Annotated in this window: 22 protein-coding genes; 13 read left to right on the forward strand and 9 right to left on the reverse strand. The window is 71.6% G+C overall.

Translation table 11 applies throughout. The features are described 5' to 3' along the window. The first annotated feature begins 36 nt into the window (after window positions 1–36). The gene (locus ACZ5GP_RS05410) at window positions 37–225 is read left to right on the forward strand and encodes a hypothetical protein (protein ID WP_468749689.1); all 189 of its coding nucleotides are present in this window, start codon (window positions 37–39) and stop codon (window positions 223–225) included. A gap of 35 nt (window positions 226–260) precedes the next feature. Here ACZ5GP_RS05410 and ACZ5GP_RS05415 read toward each other — a convergent pair whose 3' ends face one another. Further along, window positions 261–692: a hypothetical protein gene (locus tag ACZ5GP_RS05415; RefSeq protein WP_468749502.1), complete on the reverse strand. Its 432-nt coding sequence runs from the start codon at window positions 690–692 to the stop codon at window positions 261–263. 308 nt (window positions 693–1000) lie between these two features. Further along, a complete protein-coding gene (locus ACZ5GP_RS05420; RefSeq protein ID WP_358586360.1) occupies window positions 1001–1429 on the reverse strand; it encodes an ATP-binding protein in 429 nt (142 codons plus the stop codon). A gap of 227 nt (window positions 1430–1656) precedes the next feature. Between ACZ5GP_RS05420 and ACZ5GP_RS05425 the strand changes: the two genes are divergently transcribed. Genes ACZ5GP_RS05425 through ACZ5GP_RS05435 form a run of 3 tightly spaced genes read left to right on the forward strand, consistent with a single transcriptional unit; the run spans window position 1657 to window position 3686 of the window. Continuing rightward, window positions 1657–2517 (forward strand): helix-turn-helix domain-containing protein, encoded by an 861-nt coding sequence (locus ACZ5GP_RS05425; RefSeq protein ID WP_468749503.1) that lies wholly within the window; start codon window positions 1657–1659, stop codon window positions 2515–2517. A gap of 1 nt (window position 2518) precedes the next feature. After that, entirely contained in the window at window positions 2519–2839 is a 321-nt protein-coding gene (locus ACZ5GP_RS05430) for a DUF397 domain-containing protein (protein ID WP_358586364.1), read from the forward strand. A gap of 49 nt (window positions 2840–2888) precedes the next feature. Further along, window positions 2889–3686, forward strand: coding sequence for an SAM-dependent methyltransferase (locus tag ACZ5GP_RS05435; protein WP_468749504.1), 798 nt, complete (start codon window positions 2889–2891; stop codon window positions 3684–3686). A 47-nt stretch (window positions 3687–3733) separates the two neighbouring features. Here ACZ5GP_RS05435 and ACZ5GP_RS05440 read toward each other — a convergent pair whose 3' ends face one another. Further along, on the reverse strand, window positions 3734–4213 hold the full coding sequence (locus tag ACZ5GP_RS05440) for an anthrone oxygenase family protein (RefSeq protein WP_468749505.1): 480 nt from the start codon (window positions 4211–4213) through the stop codon (window positions 3734–3736). Between the two features lie 248 nt (window positions 4214–4461). Between ACZ5GP_RS05440 and ACZ5GP_RS05445 the strand changes: the two genes are divergently transcribed. The 3 genes from ACZ5GP_RS05445 (at window position 4462) to ACZ5GP_RS05455 (ending at window position 6118) form a co-directional block, all read left to right on the forward strand. Then, the gene (locus ACZ5GP_RS05445; RefSeq protein ID WP_468749506.1) at window positions 4462–5094 is read left to right on the forward strand and encodes a nucleoside/nucleotide kinase family protein; all 633 of its coding nucleotides are present in this window, start codon (window positions 4462–4464) and stop codon (window positions 5092–5094) included. Between the two features lie 60 nt (window positions 5095–5154). Continuing rightward, window positions 5155–5583 (forward strand): PPOX class F420-dependent oxidoreductase, encoded by a 429-nt coding sequence (locus ACZ5GP_RS05450; RefSeq protein WP_468749507.1) that lies wholly within the window; start codon window positions 5155–5157, stop codon window positions 5581–5583. A gap of 115 nt (window positions 5584–5698) precedes the next feature. Then, window positions 5699–6118, forward strand: a complete 420-nt coding sequence (locus ACZ5GP_RS05455) for a CBS domain-containing protein (RefSeq protein ID WP_468749508.1) — start codon at window positions 5699–5701, stop codon at window positions 6116–6118. A 58-nt stretch (window positions 6119–6176) separates the two neighbouring features. Here ACZ5GP_RS05455 and ACZ5GP_RS05460 read toward each other — a convergent pair whose 3' ends face one another. After that, window positions 6177–7322 (reverse strand): magnesium and cobalt transport protein CorA, encoded by a 1146-nt coding sequence (locus ACZ5GP_RS05460; RefSeq protein WP_468749509.1) that lies wholly within the window; start codon window positions 7320–7322, stop codon window positions 6177–6179. Between the two features lie 147 nt (window positions 7323–7469). Between ACZ5GP_RS05460 and ACZ5GP_RS05465 the strand changes: the two genes are divergently transcribed. Further along, window positions 7470–8300 (forward strand): methyltransferase domain-containing protein, encoded by an 831-nt coding sequence (locus tag ACZ5GP_RS05465; RefSeq protein ID WP_468749510.1) that lies wholly within the window; start codon window positions 7470–7472, stop codon window positions 8298–8300. Window positions 8301–8724: 424 nt separating this feature from the next. Here the strand turns inward: ACZ5GP_RS05465 and ACZ5GP_RS05470 are convergent, their stop codons facing one another. Together ACZ5GP_RS05470 and ACZ5GP_RS05475 are read right to left on the reverse strand one after the other, a co-directional pair. Next, on the reverse strand, window positions 8725–9630 hold the full coding sequence (locus tag ACZ5GP_RS05470) for a carbohydrate kinase family protein (protein ID WP_468749511.1): 906 nt from the start codon (window positions 9628–9630) through the stop codon (window positions 8725–8727). A 7-nt stretch (window positions 9631–9637) separates the two neighbouring features. Next, window positions 9638–10549 (reverse strand): pseudouridine-5'-phosphate glycosidase, encoded by a 912-nt coding sequence (locus tag ACZ5GP_RS05475; RefSeq protein WP_468749512.1) that lies wholly within the window; start codon window positions 10547–10549, stop codon window positions 9638–9640. A gap of 95 nt (window positions 10550–10644) precedes the next feature. Here ACZ5GP_RS05475 and ACZ5GP_RS05480 point away from each other — a divergent pair, with 95 nt between their 5' ends. Together ACZ5GP_RS05480 and ACZ5GP_RS05485 are read left to right on the forward strand one after the other, a co-directional pair. Then, window positions 10645–11079: a VOC family protein gene (locus tag ACZ5GP_RS05480; protein ID WP_468749513.1), complete on the forward strand. Its 435-nt coding sequence runs from the start codon at window positions 10645–10647 to the stop codon at window positions 11077–11079. A gap of 66 nt (window positions 11080–11145) precedes the next feature. Then, complete coding sequence (locus ACZ5GP_RS05485) at window positions 11146–11511, forward strand: cupin domain-containing protein (RefSeq protein WP_468749514.1); 366 nt, start codon at window positions 11146–11148, stop codon at window positions 11509–11511. 45 nt (window positions 11512–11556) lie between these two features. On the opposite strand, the gene ACZ5GP_RS05490 is transcribed toward ACZ5GP_RS05485, so the two are convergent. The 3 genes from ACZ5GP_RS05490 to ACZ5GP_RS05500 form a co-directional block, all read right to left on the reverse strand. Continuing rightward, window positions 11557–12825 carry an MFS transporter gene (locus ACZ5GP_RS05490; RefSeq protein WP_468749515.1) on the reverse strand — a complete coding sequence of 423 codons (1269 nt, stop codon included), beginning with the start codon at window positions 12823–12825 and terminating at the stop codon, window positions 11557–11559. A gap of 114 nt (window positions 12826–12939) precedes the next feature. After that, entirely contained in the window at window positions 12940–13485 is a 546-nt protein-coding gene (locus tag ACZ5GP_RS05495) for a methylated-DNA--[protein]-cysteine S-methyltransferase (RefSeq protein WP_468749516.1), read from the reverse strand. A gap of 50 nt (window positions 13486–13535) precedes the next feature. Further along, window positions 13536–14438 (reverse strand): glycerophosphodiester phosphodiesterase, encoded by a 903-nt coding sequence (locus tag ACZ5GP_RS05500; RefSeq protein WP_468749517.1) that lies wholly within the window; start codon window positions 14436–14438, stop codon window positions 13536–13538. A gap of 274 nt (window positions 14439–14712) precedes the next feature. Between ACZ5GP_RS05500 and ACZ5GP_RS05505 the strand changes: the two genes are divergently transcribed. The 3 genes from ACZ5GP_RS05505 to ACZ5GP_RS05515 all read left to right on the forward strand — a co-directional run bounded on the left by ACZ5GP_RS05505 (window position 14713) and on the right by ACZ5GP_RS05515 (window position 18578). Then, entirely contained in the window at window positions 14713–15618 is a 906-nt protein-coding gene (locus ACZ5GP_RS05505) for an MHYT domain-containing protein (RefSeq protein ID WP_468749518.1), read from the forward strand. Between the two features lie 62 nt (window positions 15619–15680). Next, window positions 15681–17834: an excinuclease ABC subunit UvrB gene (gene uvrB, locus ACZ5GP_RS05510; protein WP_468749519.1), complete on the forward strand. Its 2154-nt coding sequence runs from the start codon at window positions 15681–15683 to the stop codon at window positions 17832–17834. Window positions 17835–17999: 165 nt separating this feature from the next. Further along, the gene (locus ACZ5GP_RS05515) at window positions 18000–18578 is read left to right on the forward strand and encodes a TerD family protein (protein ID WP_358586492.1); all 579 of its coding nucleotides are present in this window, start codon (window positions 18000–18002) and stop codon (window positions 18576–18578) included. The last annotated feature ends 55 nt before the right edge of the window (window positions 18579–18633 follow it).

Genomic DNA, 18633 nt, shown 5'->3' on the forward strand with positions numbered 1-18633 from the left:
ATGAGCACGAACATGAACATGAACGTGAACGCGGACATGGTGAACCGGCGCGTGGTGCTGCAGCGGTTTCCCGCGGGCGGGCCCCGCGGCTCGTGGCCCGCGGAGGACTTCGCCCGCGCCCGCCGCCAGGAGGGACAGCGGGCGGAAGTCGTGATGGACCTCGCCTCGGACGCCTTCCTGGTGATCGTGCGCGAGCCCGGGGAGGCCCGCGCGGCACTGGCGTGAACCGCGTCCCCGGGCGCGCCGGAGCCGACTTCCGTTCACCGCAGCGGGGCGGGCCCCGTCCGCGACCACCCCGGAGTCGTCCCCGTCGCCCGGCACAGCGCCAGGTACAGCGGGATCGGCGGGGTGTAGGGGACGTCGCCCTCCGGCCGGTTGATCAGGACGGGGGGCCGGTGCCCGCCGTCCCGTACGACCGCGCCCGCGGAGTAGGCGACCGGCGCGGGCCACTCCATGGCGACGTCGGAGTCCGCGGGAACGATCCACCACCAGCGCGGCCCGTCCTCGTACACGCACCCCACGCGGGGCAGTCGGGACATCAGGCGGGGGCCGAGGGACGCGGGGACCGCCACGGCGTCGCAGCCGAGCGGTTCGGTCATCCCCGCAGGCAGGTCGAGCCGCACGGGCGGCGGTGGCAGGTCCCCGGCGTGCTTACGCCGCCGGGAGAGCCGGACCAAGGTGTTCAGATCCAACGGCCGCACCGTACCCGCGCTCACATGCCCCCCGCCCGCATCACTGCCACGCTCGACTCACCCGTTTCCCCACGCACGCGTTGCCGCACGCGTCGGCGCAGCTGGTCCGGCCACGCCGTCACTCGGTCCACGCGCACGAGTCGTACGCGCCGTCAATCGGTCCACGCGCACACGGCGTGCGCGCCGCTTACCAGGTTCACGCGTACGTGCCCGCACGCGCCGCTACTCGGTCCATACCTACGCGTTGTCGTACGCGCCGTTGCCCGGTCCGCGCGCACGCGTTGTCGTACGCGCCCTACCACCGAGGTCTACGCGGACACCGACACCTGTGCCGCCGTCCGCCGCAACTCCGCCCACACCGTTCGCCCGATCCCGGGCCCCGCGTCGTGGACGCCCCACGCACTGCTCACCGCGTCGACGAGAAGCAATCCCCTCCCGTGCTCCTCGTCGGCCCCCCTGTGCACCGGGCGCGGCATCCCTGAACCGCAGCCTTCGTCACGCACGGCTATTCGCAGCTTCTCCGTGTCCGCGCATATCTCGCAGATGATCCGCCGGCTCGCGGTGTGCACCACGGCATTGGTGACCAGTTCGGAGAGGACGAGTGCCGCCGCGTCGCAGGCGTCGTCGTCCCGCACCGCCCACTCGCCGAGCCGCGTGAGCATCAGCCGTCTGGCCTGAGCTACGGAGCCGGGTCGTGGGACGAGAGCGAAACTGACGCAGACCTCGGCAACGCTCACAGGCGGATGCTCGGTGAGAACACCAAGACGGCCTTCGGCGGCTTCGGTTCCTAACGGCGCGGGCGGAGTCACGCTCTCCACTATCGCCCCGCCCAGAACACCTTGGCAAGACCCACTCTGAAAAGTGCACAGTGGCGTGTTCCTCCGAGGCGCCGCATGGCACACTGCTGACAACAACTCTCGGCGGGGTGTGAGTTGGCAAGCGGAGTCGGGTGGAGGTAGGAGACGTGAGCGAACCGCGGTCCGCGCCGACCGTCGGCCAGGTCGTTCTCGGTCGTCGCCTGCAAGACCTGCGCGAGAGCGCCGGCCTGAAGCGCGAGGAGGCGGCGAAGGTCCTGCGCGTCGCCCCCGCCACCGTGCGCCGCATGGAGACGGCCGAGGTCGCGCTGAAGATCCCGTACCTCCAGCTGCTCCTGAAGGCCTACGGCGTCCCCGACGACGAGGCCGAATCCTTCGTGGCCCTCGCCGAGGAGGCCAACAAACCGGGCTGGTGGCAGCGGTTCCACGACATCCTGCCGGGCTGGTTCAGCATGTACGTCAGCCTGGAGGGCGCCGCCAGCCTCATCAGGTCCTACGAGCCGCACTTCGTGCCCGGTCTGCTCCAGACCGAGGAGTACGCGCGCGGCGTGATGCGCTCCGGCGCCATCGGCCAGACCCGGCCCGCGGACATCGAGCGGTACGTGGCGCTGCGCATGGAGCGTCAGGCGCTGCTGACCCGTAAGGACGCGCCCCGGTTGTGGGTGGTGATGGACGAGACCGCGCTGCGCAGGCCGGTGGGCGGTCCCGAGGTGATGCGCGAGCAGCTCGACCGGCTGCTCGAAGCGACCGAGATGCCCCATGTGACCTTGCAGGTCGCGCCGTTCGCGGCGGGCCCGCACCCCGGAACGTACGGACCGTTCGTGCTCTTCCGCTTCGCCATGGCGGAGCTGCCCGACATGGTCTACAGCGAGTACCTGACCGGCGCCGTCTACCTGGACGCGCGCAAAGAGGTGGCAACCCACCTGGAGGTCATGGACCGCATGGCGGCGCAGGCCGCCACGGCACAACGCACGAAGGACATCCTCCGGGACGTCCGCAAGGAGCTGTGACATGGACCGACACCGAGCCGGAAGCCGCCCAGCCGGTCCGCGTTCCCCCGGAGCCCGCGACGACTCGCGCACCGAGTCGCGCGGGGAGTCCCGCATCTACAACGGCATGCCCGCCCGCGACCTCGGCAACGACGGCTGGCACAAGCCGTGGAGCGGCGGCAACGGCGGCAACTGCCTGGAGGCCATGAAGTTGGCCGACGGCAGGGTGGCGGTGCGTCAGTCCGCCGATCCCGACGGCCCCGCGCTCATCTACACGCACGGGGAGATCAACGCGTTCATCCAGGGAGCGAAGGCGGGCGAAGCGGACTTCCTGCTCTCCTGACCCCTGCTCCCGCCCGTCCACCCCTCCGCCGCCGACGTCTGGAGTACGCATGACGGACCCGTCGTACATCGACACCAGCAAGCCGCACCCCGCACGGATGTACGACTGGTTCCTGGGCGGCAAGGACAACTACCCGGTCGACGAGGAGATGGGCCGTCAGCTCGTCGCCATGGACGGGCGGGTCCTGACGACGGCGCGGGCCAACCGCGCGTTCATGCAGCGTGCCACGCGCTGGCTCGCCACGCAGGGCGTACGGCAGTTCCTCGACATCGGCACGGGCATACCGACCGAGCCGAACCTCCATCAGATCGCCCAGGGCATCGCCCCCGAGACGCGCGTCGTCTACTGCGACAACGACCCCATCGTCCTCGCCCACGCCGAGGCGTTGCTCCGCTCCACGCCGCAGGGCGTCACCGAGTACATCCAGGCGGACTTCCGCGAGCCCGGGAAGATCCTCGAAGAGGCCTCGCGGACCCTCGACCTCGACCGGCCCGTCGCCCTGTCGCTCGTCGCGCTGCTGCACTTCATCTCGGACGAGGACGGCGCCTACGACCTGGTGGAACGGCTGATGCGGGCCCTGCCCGCCGGCAGCCACCTGCTGTTGTCGCACGGCACGGGCGACTTCACCCCGGACACCGCGCGGCAGGCCGCGGAGCTCTACAAGGCGCGCGGCATGACGCTGGCCCTGCGCACCCGCGCCGAGGTGGAGCGCTTCTTCGAGGGGTACGAGATGGTGGACCCCGGAGTGACGGTCATCGACCGGTGGAAGCCGGAACTGGGCGAGCGGGCGCCGGACACGGGCCAGGGCCCCACGCCCGGGTACGGGGCGGTGGGCCGCAAGGTCTGAGGCGGGGCGGCGGGCCTGGCGAGCCGCGACGGGCAGGCGGGCCGGGTTCACGTCAGGGCGAGCAGGAAACACGCCGACGCCGCGAGGGAGGCGATGCCGCGGACGTGGTTCCAGGCGGTCCACTCACGGACGTAACCACGCCAGTACGCCGCGCCTTCCTCGCTGTCGGGGTCCACCTCGGCGAGGGCCTCGTTGCGCGGGACATGCGCGACGACGGTCACGCCGAACGACCCGAACAGATGCAGCGCGCACCCGAGCAGCAGCTCGGCGGTGCCGTCCTGCGGCCAGAGCACGAACGTCACGACGGCGAGCACCGCGCAGAGCCCCGTCGCCCCCAGGAACAGGGTCATGAACACCGGCCCGACGGCGGTGACGTTGATCGAGTTCATCGCGGCGATGCCCCGCGCCGGGGGCAGCGCGGCCAGCCCCTTCATCACGAAGGTCGAGAACGCGGCGAAGACCCCGGCGACGAGGCCGCAGGCGAGCGCCCCGAGCACGGTGAGGACGAAATACGGTCCGTCGATCATGGCAACTCCCGCGATGAATAGGGCCGTTACGTCGGACGGCGGGCCGCGAGTGATCCTGCACGGCGCCCCGTGCCACCACAAGTCAATTGCGCGGGCCCACCGAGCGCCATACGTGCCGAGCGCGCGGGCATACGCGGGCGTCTCTGGCGGGCGCAAGGGGGGCGTTCCGCCCGTCCTGGGCCGGTCGGGCGCAGCCGCCCCCGGGATCGCCGGGAAGGGCCGCCGGGGCCTGACGGCATCATGGGTCCGTGCGACTCGAACCGATCACCTGGGAACGCCTGGCCGACACCCTCGCCGACCGCCTGTTCGACCTGAAACCGGCCGACGGGAGCCCCTGGCCCCGCGTCGCCGTGGACGGGGCGCCCGCGAGCGGCACCGGCGAACTGGCGCGGCGGGTGAGTGACGCGCTGCGCCTGCGCGGCCGGACCTCGCTCGTGGTCGACGAGGAGGGGTTCCTGCGGCCCGCCTCGGTGCGGCTGGAGTACGGGCGCCACGACGTGGAGGCGTACTACAGCGGGTGGTTCGACACCGGCGCCCTGTGGCGCGAGGTGATCGGGCCGCTGGATCCGGACGGCACCGGCCGTGTCCTGCCCGACCTCTGGGACCCGGCGAGCGACCGGGCGACCCGCAGCGCCTACGTCGAACTGCCGCCCACCGGCGTACTGTTGCTGCACGGCCCGCTGCTGCTCGGCCACTGGTTCCCCTTCGACCTGACGGTGCACGTACGTCTCTCGGCGGGCGCCCTGCGGCGGCGCACGCCGGAGGCGGACCGTTGGACGCTTCCGGCCTTCGAGCGGTACGAGGAGGAGGCGGACCCCGCCGCCACGGCTGACGTGGTGGTGCGGGCCGACGACCCGCTCCATCCGGCGTGGAGCGGCTGACCCCGACCAGTTCTCCGAAACCCCTATCTATATGCATGTGCATATAGATAGGGTGCGATCATGACGCCGAACCCGAACCCCAACGTGAACCCCCGCCCCGTAGCCATAGGCGAATCCGTCCGCGCTCTGCTCGACGCGAAGAACTTCGCCAGCGTCGCCACGCTCGGCCCCGGCGGTGCGCCGCACAACTCCGTCGTGTGGATCAAGCGGGACGGCGACGCCGTGCTGTTCTCCGCCACCGCCGGCCGCCAGAAGGTCCGCAACCTCGAACGCGACCCCCGTATCAGCGTCTCGGTCTACGACCTCGCGAACCCCTACTCCTCGGCCGAGATCCGCGGCGTCGCCGAGATCCTGCCGGACGAGGGGAAGCGGCTCCCGCACGAGCTGTCGCACAAGTACCTGGGCGTCGATCCGCCGGCGGAGAAGGACGACGAGATCCGGGTCATCGTCCGGGTGATCCCGCACAAGATCCTGACGTTCGCGCCCTAGGGTCCCCGCCCGGCTCTCCGGATGCGGGGCGTCGAAGGCGCCACGAGAATGAAGGGCGCCGGGACCATCGGCGCGCTCGCGCCGCTCCGGACACCGCCCGGCACGGGAGGTACCGATGACCACCGCCGGAGACATCATGCACCGGGGCGCCCAGTGGATCCCCGAGCACGAGACCTTGGACCGCGCCGCCCAGCTGATGCGCCGACTCGACGTGGGCGCGCTGCCCATCGCCGACGAGAGCGAACGGCTCTGCGGCATTCTCACCGACCGCGACATCGTGATCGGCTGCGTGGCCATGGGGCACGACCCCTCGCAGGTGACCGCCGGCTCCCTGGCCAAGGGCACCCCGCGCTGGATCGACTCGGGCGCCGACGTCGACGAGGTCCTGCGGGAGATGCAGGGCCATCAGATCCGCCGCCTGCCGGTGATCGAGAACAAGCGGCTCGTCGGCATGATCAGCGAGGCCGACCTGGCCAAGCACCTCAACGAGGACCAGCTCGCGGGCTGGGTCGAGAGCGTGTACGCCAAGGGCTAGCCGGTCGGCCCCCGCTCCGGACCGACCGCCCGAAGCCGGGCCTGGCCGACCGGCAGGGTCATAGCCAGCCGCTGCGCCGGAACCCCCGGTACAGCGCCAGGCAGGCCGTCGCGACCAGGCTCATGATCAGCGGATAGCCGAACCGCCAGTGCAGTTCCGGCATGTGATCGAAGTTCATGCCGTACATGCCGCAGACCATCGTCGGCACCGCGACGACCGCCGCCCAAGCGGTGATCTTCCGCATGTCCTCGTTCTGCGCGACGGACACCTGGGCCAGGTGCGCCTGGAGGATCGAGTTCAGCAACTCGTCGAAGGCGGCGATCTGCTCGGTGGCCCGCTTCAGGTGGTCGTCCACGTCTCGGAAGTACGCCTGTATCTCCGGGGCGATGACCCGCATCGGCTGGGTGGCAAGCACTTGGAGCGGGCGGCCCAGCGGCACCACCGCCCGCTTCAGCTCCAGCAGTTCGCGCTTGAGCTGGTAGATGCGGCCGGGGTCGAGCCGCTCGCCGTCCGGGGCGAAGACGGCCATCTCGACCTGGTCTATGTCCGACTGCACCGCGTCCGTCGCCGCGAGGTAGTCGTCCACGACCTGGTCCGCGATCGCGTGCAGCACGGCGGCCGGACCCTGCGCCAGCTGCTCGGGAGAGGCCTCCAGCTCCTCGCGCAGCGGGCCGAGCGAGCCGTGCCTGCCGTGCCGGACCGTGATGACGAAGTCACGGCCGACGAAGACCATGATCTCGCCGGTGTCCACGACCTCGCTGGTCGCGGTCAGCTCGGTGTGTTCCACGTAACAGACGGTCTTGAAGACGGCGAAGAGCGTGTGGTCGTACCGCTCCACCTTCGGGCGTTGGTGCGCGTGCACCGCGTCCTCCACGGCGAGCGGATGCAGGTCGAAGAGGTCGGCGACGCCCGCGAACTCCTGCTCCGTCGGCTCGTGCAGCCCCAGCCAGACGAAGCCGTCGTCGGACTTGCGGACGGCCTCCACGGACTCGACCAGGTCCCGGCCCGCCGTCCTGCGCACCCCCTTGCGGTACGTCACGCAGTTCACCACCGAGGAGCCCAGCGGGGAGCGGGCCGGGTGGCTCAGGTCGACGCGCGCGCCGCGCCGGCCCAGGCGGGCCACTCTGCGCAGGCCGCCGACCTTCCGCAGACCTCCGGCCTTGCCCAGGCTTCCGACTTTCCGCAGGTTGCCTGTCATCGACATGTGGGGCTCCTCGCGCTGATGACGTGACGTGCCAGTCTGCCAGGGCGGTCGCCGCCTCTGCCGGTGCCTGTGGGAACGGAGCATTCCACTCCGGAATGTCCGGTTCTGCCTACCGGGAGCAAGCGGAACAACTGTGATAATTCGGTCATGACGCGAATCGACGGCCACCTCCTCGACCCTCGGCAGCTCCCCGACCCCCGTCAGCTCTCCGACGCCCGCCAGGCCCAGGCGAAGCAGGACTTCGCCGCCTACGCCGCCCTCTTCGACCGCACGACGTTCGGGCACATCGAACGCCTCGGCATCGGACCCGGCTGGCGCTGCTGGGAGGTGGGCGCGGGCGGCACCTCGGTGATCTCCTGGCTCGCCAAGCGGGTCGGCCCCACCGGCAGGGTGCTCGCGACGGACATCGACATCTCCTGGCAGACCCGGGCCGCGCGCTCACCTCTCGCGGTGCGCACGCACGACGTCGCCGCCGACCCGCCGCCCATCGAATCCTTCGACCTGGTGCACGCCCGGCTCGTCCTGGCCGACGTCGCCGACCAGGAGCGCGCCCTGAAGTCGATGCTCAGGGCGCTGCGGCCCGGCGGCAGACTCCTGATCGAGGAGGCCGACCCCGCGCTCCAGCCGCTGGCCTGCCCCGACGAGTACGGCCCCGCGCAGGAGACGGCCAACCGGCTGCGCCACGCCGTGCGCACGCTGCTGGCCGGGCGCGGCACCGACCTCGCGTACGGCCGCCGGCTGCCCCGCCTGCTGCGCGAGGCCGGCCTGCGCCAGGTGGAGTCCGACGCGTACTTCCCGCTGGCCTCGCCGGCCTGCGCGGCCCTGGAGACCGCGACGCTCCAGCAGCTCCGCCCGGATCTGGTCGCGGCGGGCCTGGCGACCCCGGAGGACATCGACGGTCACCTGTCCGACATCGCCACCCACGCCTTGGACGTGGCCACCCCGCCGCTGATCTCGGCGTGGGGCAGAAAACAGTAGCCCGCGGGAAGCCCCGCCCCGCGCCTCCAGGGGCGCGGGGGACCGCCCCTCGCGGGGCGTGGGGAGCGATGCGCGTAAGGGTGGGGAACCGGCCGGCGCAGGGGTGCGGGGGAACGGCTTGGGCAGGCGGCAGGAGCCATGTGCGGCAAGAGCGTGGGGTGATGCGCGCAGGGGCGGGGGAACTGCTCGCTCTGGAGCGTGGGAGAGCTGCCTGGCGTCCGCCTCCGCTCAGCTCGACGCGGTCCACGGGCGCAGGAGTGCGGGGGAGCCGTGACGCGGCGCCAGGGGGGCACGGGGGGTCGACTGGCGCAGGGGCGTGGTGCAGCGACGCGTATGACGGGTGGCGCAGGGGCGTGGTGCAGCGACGCGTATGACGGCCGGCGCGAGGGCAGTCGGTGCTGGGTGGCGATGACGTACGCGCTCCTCAGCCCGGGCGTCCCCCGATCCTCCCCACCGCCTCGCCGCCCGCCCGGCAGCCTTCCGCCGCCGCCTCCAGGAGCCCCGCCCCCGCCAGCCGCGAGGCGAGGAACGCCCCGGTGAACGCGTCACCCGCGCCCGTCGTGTCCCGCACCCGCGCGGGCACCGCGGCAACCCGCCCGACCAGCTCGCCACCCCGGGCCACCACCGCCCCCTCGGCGCCCGAGGTGACCGCCACCACGGGAAACCGGCGGCTGAGCGCCACCGCCGCGTCCGCCGCGGCGGAGAGCCCGGTGAGCAGTACCGCCTCGTCCCGGCTGGGCAGCAGCACCGTGACCCCTTCCGCCGCCGCGAGGAACCGTTCCACGCCCAGCTTCCCGAGGAACCCCGCCGACGCCGGATCGACGCTCACCGGCACGCCACGCGCGCGTGCCGCCGCCAGCGCCGCCCCGGCCGCCGCCCTGCTCGGCCCGGCGAAGAAGAGATAGCCGGACAGATGCAGCCAGGCCACGCCGTCGAGCAGCTCGGGCGACCAGTCGGCGGGGGAGAGCCGCAGCGCGGCACCGCTGTCCGTGAGGAACGTCCGCTCGGCACCCGCGCCCTCGTCCACCAGGCAGATCACCGTCCCGGTCGGCGCCCGCCGGTCGACGACGAGCCGGGGCCGCACCCCCGCGCGCGTGAGGGCCGCCTCGTGCCACGCGGCGGAGTCGGCACCCACCCGGCCGAGCAGTCGCACGTCCGCCCCGCCCCAACGCGCGGCCCAACACGCCGCATTGGCCCCCGCGCCACCCGGCACGGTCTGGATGGCGGCGGCCGTGTCGGTGCCCGGCGCCGGCGGCGTACGGTGCCGGGCGACGATGTCCGTGACGACATCCCCGACGACGAGCAGACCCTGGGCCGAGTACGTCGCCACCTGGACCTCAGCGCCCGGCCCAGGCCGCGGCGACCCGCCCCGCGAGCCGTACGTTGCCCCGGACCGCCGCGAGGTTGGCCTCCAGCGACGCCCCGCGGGTCCGACGCGTCAGCTGGTCCAGCAGGAACGGCGTGATCGCCTGCCCCGTGATCCCCCGCTCCGCGCAGTCCCGCAGCGCTTCGTCCAGCACGCGCGCGTGGAGCACGGGATCGAGCTGCTCCTCGGACGGCACAGGGTTCGCCACGATCAGCGCCGCGTCGGGCCCACCGAGCGCGTCCTGCGCCCCCATCACGTCGGCGACCTCCTCGGGACTGTCGAGGGTCCAGTCCACGCCGTGCCCGGAGTCGACGAGGTAGAAGCCGGGGAAACGGTTCGTCCGGTACCCGGCCACCGCGACCCCCAGCGTCTCCAGGCGCTCCAGCGTCGCCCCCACGTCCAGGACCGACTTCACGCCCGCGCACACCACCGTGACCCTGGTGCGGGCGAGCAGCCCCAGGTCCGCCGACTCGTCCTGCGTCACCGCCCACCCCCGGTGCACGCCGCCGAGCCCGCCGGTCGCGAACACCCGTACGCCCGCACGCGCGGCGAGCAACGCCGTCGCCGACACCGTGGTCGCCCCGCTGGCCCCCGTCGCCACGGCGAGCGGCAGATCGCGGTGGCCCAGCTTGCGGATGCCGTCCCCCCGCGCGACCCGCTCCAACTGCCCCGCGTCCAGGCCGATGTGGGGCCTCCCGTCCAGAACGGCGACGGTCGCGGGGACGCCGCCCTCCTCGCGCACGGCCGCCTCGAGTTCCTTCGCTACTTGGAGGTTGCGCGGCCGCGGCAGACCGTGCGCGATGATCGTGGACTCCAGGGCCACCACGGCGCGTCGCCGGACGACGGCCGCCCGCACCTCGTCGGACACCACCAACACGGTCATGCCTCCTGCCAGTCGGGTCTCCCCTCATCCCTGGCGGGCGGCGCGCCCCGCCAAACCCCCTTGTGGGGCTCCGCGCGGGACAGCAGCCTTGGGGCATGACAAATAACACGACCCGTCTCGACCACATCGTGCTGTGGGTGCGCGACCCTCTGGCGGCAGTCGATTTCTACGAGAAGACGGTGGGCCTCGCACCCCTGCGCGTCGAGCAGTTCACGGCCGGTAAGGCGGCCTTCCCGTCCGTACGGGTCAATGAGGAGACCCTTTTCGACCTCGCCCCGCTGACGTTCGCGGAACGCATGAGCGTCCTTCCGGACGCCGAGAAGAGCGCGGGCCACCCCGTCAATCACGTCTGTCTTGCGTTGCCCAAGGCCGACTTCGAGGCACTGCGCGCCCGCCTGGAGGAGAACGGCACGCCCGTGTCGGACTTCTCGCACGACGCCTTCGGCGCTCTCGGCAAGGCCCCGAGCAGCTTCTACTTCCGTGATCCGGACGGGAACATCTTCGAGGCCCGCCACTACGACGAGAGCTGACCTCCGCCGGGGCCCCACGCGGGCCCCGTTCGGGTCCCTTAGAGCGCCCGGCTAGGGTGACCGGCCATGACCACGAATGATCAGAGTGTTGCGTCTTTTGCCGTGCATATTCCGGATGTGGAACTGGAGGCCGAGCCGCTCGATCCGGAACAGATCGTTTCCGGTGCCCCCGAGGTGACCGGCAAGGTGCTGTGGGAGTCCGCCGACGGCAAGCAGCTGCGCGGCATCTGGCAGATCACGCCGGGCGTGGTCACCGACACCGAGGCGAACGAACTCTTCGTGGTCGTCAGCGGCCGCGCCACCGTCGAGGTCGAGGGCGGCGACACGCTGGAGATCGGCCCCGGTGACGCGGCCGTACTGCGCGAGGGCGACCGGACGACCTGGACGGTGCACGAGACGCTGCGCAAGGCGTACCACATCACGCTGCCCTGACCCTGGCCCTGCCTCCGACCCCGACCCTGCCCCGGCCCGGGGGGGTCACGCCCTCCCGGTCGACACCGCCCTGCGGACGGCGAGCGCGGCCATCGGCAGCAGGACGCAGACCCCGACGAGGTTGAGCCAGCCGTAGCTCGCCCGGGCGACGATCAGGCCCGCGAGCGCCCCGCCGACGCCGGCCGCCGCGTTCATCGTCAGGTCCGACAGGCCCTGCACCGCGGCCCGGGCCGGCTGTGCCACCGAGTCGGTGAGCAGCGCGGAACCGGAGACCAGGCCCGCGGACCAGCCGAGACCGAGCAGGAAGAGGCCGGCGGCGGTCTGGCCGTGGCTGGGCCCCGCCGTCCCGGCGAGGAGTGCCGCGCAGCACAGCAGCCCCACCGCCAGGCCGATCACGGACAGCCGGCCGAACCGGTCGGCGAGCCAGCCCATCACCGGCGAGAACGCGTACATGCCCGCGATGTGGCCGCTGATCACCAGGCCGACCAGTTGCAGGCTCGCCCCGTGGTGTCCCAGGTCGACCGGGGTCATCACCATGATGGAGACCATCACCGTGTGCGACACGGTCACCGTCACCAGCGCGAGCCGGGCCATCGGCGAGGCGGCCACCGCGGCGACGCCGGCCCGCAGCGAGCGGCTCTGCGCGTTCTCGTCCTCCCGCGGGGCCAGGGCGCGGGCGGTGAGCAGCGGGTCGGGGCGCAGCAGCACCGCCACCACCAGCGCGGCGACGGCGAAGATCCCGGCGGCGAAGAGGAACGGCCCTGCCTCCTCGGGGATGGAGGTGCCGGAGAAGGCGCGGCTCGTGGGCGCGGCGATGTTCGGGCCGAGCACCGAGCCGATGGTCGTGGCCCAGATGACGAGCGAGATGGCGCGGCCCCGCCGCTCGGGCTCGGCCAGGTCGGCCGCGGCGAACCGGGCCTGCAGATTGGCCAGCGAGCCCGCGCCGAACGCGGCCATGCCGAGCAGCAGCAGCGCGAAACTCCCGACGACCGACGCCAGCACCACGAGCCCCGCGCCGAACGCGCCGATCACATACGCGAGGACGAGCCCCGCACGCCGTCCGCGTGAGGTCATCAGCGCGGCGAGCGGCAGCGAGAGCAGGGCCGTGCCGGCCACGGACGCGGTGGGCGCGAGGCCCGACAGCGCCTCCGTCCCGCTCACCTCGGTGGCGAGCACCGGCGCCAGCGCGATGCCGATCGGTATCCCGAGCCCGCCCAGCATCTGACTGGTCATCAGCACTGCGGTCGTGCGGCGCCGCAAGGCGGGCAGCGACTCCGGCGCGGGTATGTCAGGGGCGTCGACGGTGTTGGTCACTGACGCAGTGTGCCAGGGGCGCGAGGGACACGGAACAGGGTTACGCCGGCACAGCACCGCGCGAGCATCCCGCCGTCCCTCGGGGCGGGCCGGCGAGAGCGCCCCTCCGTGGCCTCAGAACAGCGGCTGCGGAAGGACCCCCTCCAGCGCGAGCAGTCGCCGCTTGGTCTCCAGGCCTCCGCCGAAGCCGCCGATGCCCCCGTCGCTCTCCACCACGCGGTGGCACGGCACCACGACCGGCAGGGGATTGGAGCCCATCGCGACGCCGACGGCCTGCGCCGCGCCCGGCTGGCCGACGCGCCGGGCCAGGTCTCCGTAGCCGACCACCGACCCGTACGGGACGCCGGCGGCCAGCTCCCGCAGCACCTGGCGGTTGAAGCCGGAGATCAGCGACCAGTCCAGCGGCAGCTCGAAGTCGCGCCGCTCGCCCGCGAAGTAGGCCGCGAGCTGGCGTATCGGCTCGGCGAGCAGGGGGGAGTCCGGCGCGTGGAGCGGCTCGGCGCCGAGCCGGGTGCCCAGCCGCTCCACAGTCCTGTCCCGCACGTCGTCCGTGGCGTGGAAGGCCACCATGACGAGCCCCTCACCGGTCGCGGCGAGCAGCAGGGGGCCGATGTCGCTGCCGACGACGGCCCACACGGCCTGACGCTGGTCCTCGTTCATGCCGACCACCGTACGACCGCCCACTGACAACGCGTTCGCCGAGCGGTGCCTCAGTCGTCCTCCAGCGCCCTGCGGACGACGTCGGGCGCGTTGCTGATGATCCCGTCCACACCGAAGCTCGCGGCACGCACCGCGCCGGCGGTGTCGTTGACGGTCCACGTGAAGATCTCCAGGGGCTTGCCGTGCGGGCCCTTGAGCGCGTGGATCGCGGCGACGTAGGGAGCGGAGATGGAGGTGTGCGTCGAGTTGATCTGGTCGGAGAACTCCGCGTACGCGGGCAGGTCGGCGACCGACGGAGTGCCGAGGAAGCCCGTCTTCACGTCGGGCCGCAGGGCGTGCACGGTCCGCACGCTGTCGGCGCTGAAGCTCTGGACGACGAGCTTGCTCTTGACGTGGTGCTTGTCGAGCCAACCCGTGTCGCGCAGCACCTGGAGGCCCTGCTTCTCGATGCCCGGGTAGAGCTCGGGCTTCTTGAACTCGAAGACGAGCTTCTGGTGGTTGTGCGAGACCCGGCGCATGTACTGCTTGAGGGTCGGCACCCGCTCACCCGCGTACTTCGGGCTGAACCAGCTGCCCGCGTCGAGCCGCGCGATCTCCGCGGCGGTGAAGTCCGCGACCTTCCACGGGGCGCGGCCGGGGAAGACCTCCTCGACGTTCGTCGTCCGCTTCAGGTTGTCGTCGTGCATGATCACGAGTTCGCCGTCCTTGGTGCGCTGGACGTCGTTCTCGACCCAGCGGAAACCCATGTCGCGGGCCTTGTCGATGGCCGCCAGGGTGTTCTCCGGGGCGTAGGCGGAGGCCCCGCGGTGAGCCACGACCAGCGGTCTGTCGTGGTCTGCCGTGTGCGCCGCCGCAGGAGTACGGGCGGAGGCGGAGGCGGGAGCGGCGGGGATGACGAGCGCACCGGCACCCAGGAGGGCGGCGGTGGTGACAGCGGCAGCGCGTGCGTACACGGGTACTCCTCGCGTCGTGAGATCGCGGACCGGTCGAGAGTGACAGTCCACGGCCAACGGAAAACAGGTGCAGGATGGCCACACGTTGAACGGAGGCGCCGAAGTCGAGGACCCCGCGCGCGGGTAACGCGCTTCTTTGCCGGAAAATCGGTCGGGCGTCCCGGAGTGAGCTTTACTCTCTGCCTCAGTCGACGGTCTCTCAGCCGGCCGACGGCGGGGGGTAAATGGGGCGATTAAGAGCATTTGATCACCATAGGCGGAAGGGCTACCTCGCATGCAGGGCACGGTCGACGGGTTCAGCTACGGAGTCGTCACACCGGTGGTGGCCTACGTCATGGCCTGTCTCGGGGGAGCGCTCGGCCTGCGCTGCACCACCAGATCGCTGCTCCTCGCCCACTCCTGGCGGCCCGGCTGGCTCGCGCTCGGCTCGGCCGCGATCGGCTCCGGAATCTGGACCATGCACTTCGTGGCGATGATGGGCTTCACCGTCGAGGAGGCGCCCATCCACTACGACAAGGCGCTGACCTTCGCGAGTCTCGCCGTGGCCATCCTCATGGTCGGCATCGGCATCTTCATCGTCGGCTACCGAGGCGCCACCGGCACCGCCCTGTTCACCGGCGGGACGATCACGGGCCTCGGCGTGGCGTCGATGCACTACCTGGGAATGGCCGGTATGCGTCTTCGCGGGACGCTGGAGTACAACACCCTCACGGTCGCCGCGTCCGTGGTGATCGCCATGGTCGCCGCCACCACCGCGCTGTGGGCGGCCGCACAGGTCAGGGGTTTCCTGTGGAGCCTCGGTGCCAGTCTCGTCATGGGCCTGGCCGTGAGCGGCATGCACTACACCGGAATGGCCGCCCTCAGCGTCCATCTGCACGGCCCCGGCGCCGAGCCCCCCGGCGCCTCGCCCGCCGAGATCCTCGCGCCGATGATGATCGGCCCCCTCGCCTTCCTGCTCCTGGCGGGCGTCATCGTGATGTTCGACCCGCTGATGGTGATGGGCGGCCACCAGGACCCCAGGAACCGCGCGCGGGGCGGCCGGCCCGCTCCTCCCGGCGGTGTGGTCCGTCCCCGCCACCCGGCCCGCTCGTACCCCGCCCAGCGCCCGGGCGTCCGGCGTGTCCCCGCGCCCCGCCGCGGCAGTCGGCGGCCCGGCTCGCGCACGCCGCAGAACTGGTGAGGAAGCACCGCTGAGCGGCCGATCCCGCCCGGTTGTCAGTGCTGGGTCGTACGGTGGATTCCATGCGGCCCGTATCCAAGATCGAACGCACGGTGGCACCTTTCGAGGTCGTCAGTCCGTACCAGCCCAGCGGCGACCAGCCGGCGGCCATCGCCGAGCTGGAGCGGCGCATCCGCGCAGGTGAGAAGGATGTCGTCCTCCTCGGCGCGACCGGCACCGGCAAGTCGGCCACCACCGCGTGGATGATCGAGAAGCTCCAGCGCCCCACGCTCGTGATGGCGCCGAACAAAACGCTGGCCGCCCAGCTGGCGAACGAGTTCCGCGAGCTGCTGCCGAACAACGCCGTCGAGTACTTCGTCTCGTACTACGACTACTACCAGCCCGAGGCCTACGTCCCGCAGTCGGACACCTACATCGAGAAGGACTCCTCGATCAACGAGGAGGTGGAGCGGCTGCGCCACTCCGCGACGAACTCCCTGCTGACCCGCCGCGACGTGATCGTGGTCGCCTCCGTCTCCTGCATCTACGGCCTCGGCACCCCGCAGGAGTACGTGGACCGCATGGTCCCGCTCAAGGTGGGCGACGAGATCGACCGGGACCAGCTGCTGCGCCGCTTCGTCGACATCCAGTACACCCGCAACGACCTGGCGTTCACCCGCGGCACCTTCCGGGTCCGCGGCGACACCATCGAGATCTTTCCGGTCTACGAGGAGCTGGCCGTCCGCATCGAGATGTTCGGTGACGAGATCGAGGCGCTCTCCACCCTCCACCCCCTCACCGGCGAGGTCATCGGCGACGACGACCACCTGTACGTCTTCCCCGCCTCGCACTACGTGGCGGGACCGGAGCGCCTGGAGAAGGCGGTCACCGGCATCGAGAAGGAGCTGACCGAGCGCCTGGCCGAGCTGGAGAAGCAGGGCAAGATGCTGGAGGCCCAGCGCCTGCGCATGCGCACCACGTACGACCTGGAGATGCTCCGCCAGATCGGCTCCTGCTCCGGCGTGGAGAACTACTCCATGCACTTCGACGACCGCGCCCCCGGCACCGCCCCCAACACCCTCCTGGACTACTTTCCCGAGGACTTCCTCCTCGTCCTGGACGAGTCGCACGTCACGGTCCCCCAGATCGGCGCGATGTACGAGGGCGACGCCTCCCGCAAGCGCACCCTGGTCGACCACGGCTTCCGGCTGCCCTCCGCCATGGACAACCGCCCGTTGAAGTGGGAGGAGTTCCTCGGCCGCATCGGCCAGACCGTCTACCTGTCGGCCACCCCGGGGAAGTACGAGCTGTCGCGCGGCGACGGCTTCGTGGAGCAGATCATCCGCCCCACCGGCCTCATCGACCCCGAGGTCGTCGTCAAGCCCACCGAGGGGCAGATCGACGACCTGGTGCACGAGATCCGCACGCGCACCGAGAAGGACGAGCGCGTCCTGGTCACCACGCTCACCAAGAAGATGGCCGAGGACCTCACCGACTACTTCCTGGAACTGGGCATCCAGGTCCGCTACCTGCACAGCGACGTCGACACCCTGCGCCGCGTCGAGCTGCTGCGCGAGCTGCGCGCCGGTGAGTACGACGTCCTGGTCGGCATCAACCTCCTGCGCGAGGGCCTCGACCTGCCCGAGGTCTCCCTGGTGGCGATCCTCGACGCGGACAAGGAGGGCTTCCTGCGCTCGGGCACCTCCCTGATCCAGACCATCGGCCGCGCGGCGCGCAATGTCTCGGGCCAGGTCCACATGTACGCCGACAAGATCACCCCGGCGATGGAGAAGGCCATCGACGAGACCAACCGTCGCCGGGAGAAGCAGATCGCGTACAACAAGGAGCGGGGCATCGACCCGCAGCCGCTGCGCAAGAAGATCAACGACATCGTGTCGGCGATCGCGCGCGAGGAGGTCGACACCGAACAGCTGCTCGGCTCCGACTACCGCAAGCCGAAGGCGGGCAAGGGCGCCAAGGCGCCGGTGCCCGCGCTCGGCGGCGAGGCGGCCAAGGCCGGCAAGGCCGCCACCTCCGCCAAGGCCAAGGGCAAGAAGGGCGCACAGGTCCCGACCGACCGCCCCGCGGCCGAGCTGGCCGAGCAGATCGAGGAGATGACCGCACGCATGCGCGCGGCCGCCGCCGACCTGCAGTTCGAGATCGCCGCACGACTGCGCGACGAGGTGTCGGAGATGAAGAAGGAGCTGCGGCAGATGAAGGAGGCGGGCCAGGCCTAGCGGGCCCGGAAGCACGGCTGGGGGAGGGGAGATCGGGCCGTCGGCCGCTCTGTTGCAGGACCGCCACAATGTGCGGCCCGCGAGGCACCGCGGCGACCCGCACTGCATAGGCTGCCGGGCAACCGCGAGAGGCGGTTGCCGAGGCAGTTCGAGAGGGGACAGCGCGTGACGGTCAACATGACCAAGGGTCAGGCCATCAGCCTGCAGAAGGACGACGGGGGCGCCCTGTCCGCGGTGCGCATGGGACTCGGGTGGCAGGCGGCCCCGCGCCGCGGCCTGTTCGGCACCCGCACCCGCGAGATCGACCTGGACGCCTCGGCGGTCCTCTTCGCCGACAAGCAGCCGGTCGACGTCGTGTTCTTCAACCACCTGGTCAGCCAGGACGGTTCGGTGCGCCACACCGGCGACAACCTCGTCGGCGGCGTCGGCAAGGGCGGGGACGACGAGGCGATCCTGGTCGACCTCCAGCGGGTCCCCGTCCACATCGACCAGATCGTCTTCACGGTGAACTCCTTCACCGGCCAGACCTTCCAGGAGGTGCAGAACGCGTTCTGCCGCCTGGTCGACGAGACCAACGGCCAGGAGCTGGCTCGCTACACCCTCGACGGCGGCGGCCAGTACACCGCCCAGATCATGGCGAAGGTCCACCGCGCGGGCGCGGGCTGGCAGATGACGGCCCTCGGCAACCCCGCCAACGGCCGCACCTTCCAGGACCTGATGCCCTCGATGCTGCCGCACCTCTAGCCGCCGCCGCACCTGTAGACACGCGGCAGCGCTCCGGGGCGCCGCCGCGGCACGT

It is taken from the genome of Streptomyces sp. NPDC031466 (assembly GCF_055581265.1).

Bases quoted from the DNA above. Each gene is read 5' to 3' on its own strand.
- ACZ5GP_RS05410 (WP_468749689.1), top strand. From the start codon at position 37: ATGGTGAACCGGCGCGTGGTGCTGCAGCGGTTTCCCGCGGGCGGGCCC.
- ACZ5GP_RS05430 (WP_358586364.1), top strand. From the start codon at position 2,519: ATGGACCGACACCGAGCCGGAAGCCGCCCAGCCGGTCCGCGTTCCCCC.
- ACZ5GP_RS05435 (WP_468749504.1), top strand. From the start codon at position 2,889: ATGACGGACCCGTCGTACATCGACACCAGCAAGCCGCACCCCGCACGG.
- ACZ5GP_RS05440 (WP_468749505.1), bottom strand. From the start codon at position 4,213: ATGATCGACGGACCGTATTTCGTCCTCACCGTGCTCGGGGCGCTCGCC.
- ACZ5GP_RS05450 (WP_468749507.1), top strand. From the start codon at position 5,155: ATGACGCCGAACCCGAACCCCAACGTGAACCCCCGCCCCGTAGCCATA.
- ACZ5GP_RS05455 (WP_468749508.1), top strand. From the start codon at position 5,699: ATGACCACCGCCGGAGACATCATGCACCGGGGCGCCCAGTGGATCCCC.
- ACZ5GP_RS05460 (WP_468749509.1), bottom strand. From the start codon at position 7,322: ATGTCGATGACAGGCAACCTGCGGAAAGTCGGAAGCCTGGGCAAGGCC.
- ACZ5GP_RS05465 (WP_468749510.1), top strand. From the start codon at position 7,470: ATGACGCGAATCGACGGCCACCTCCTCGACCCTCGGCAGCTCCCCGAC.
- ACZ5GP_RS05475 (WP_468749512.1), bottom strand. From the start codon at position 10,549: ATGACCGTGTTGGTGGTGTCCGACGAGGTGCGGGCGGCCGTCGTCCGG.
- ACZ5GP_RS05480 (WP_468749513.1), top strand. From the start codon at position 10,645: ATGACAAATAACACGACCCGTCTCGACCACATCGTGCTGTGGGTGCGC.
- ACZ5GP_RS05485 (WP_468749514.1), top strand. From the start codon at position 11,146: ATGACCACGAATGATCAGAGTGTTGCGTCTTTTGCCGTGCATATTCCG.
- ACZ5GP_RS05495 (WP_468749516.1), bottom strand. From the start codon at position 13,485: ATGAACGAGGACCAGCGTCAGGCCGTGTGGGCCGTCGTCGGCAGCGAC.
- ACZ5GP_RS05505 (WP_468749518.1), top strand. From the start codon at position 14,713: ATGCAGGGCACGGTCGACGGGTTCAGCTACGGAGTCGTCACACCGGTG.
- uvrB (WP_468749519.1), top strand. From the start codon at position 15,681: ATGCGGCCCGTATCCAAGATCGAACGCACGGTGGCACCTTTCGAGGTC.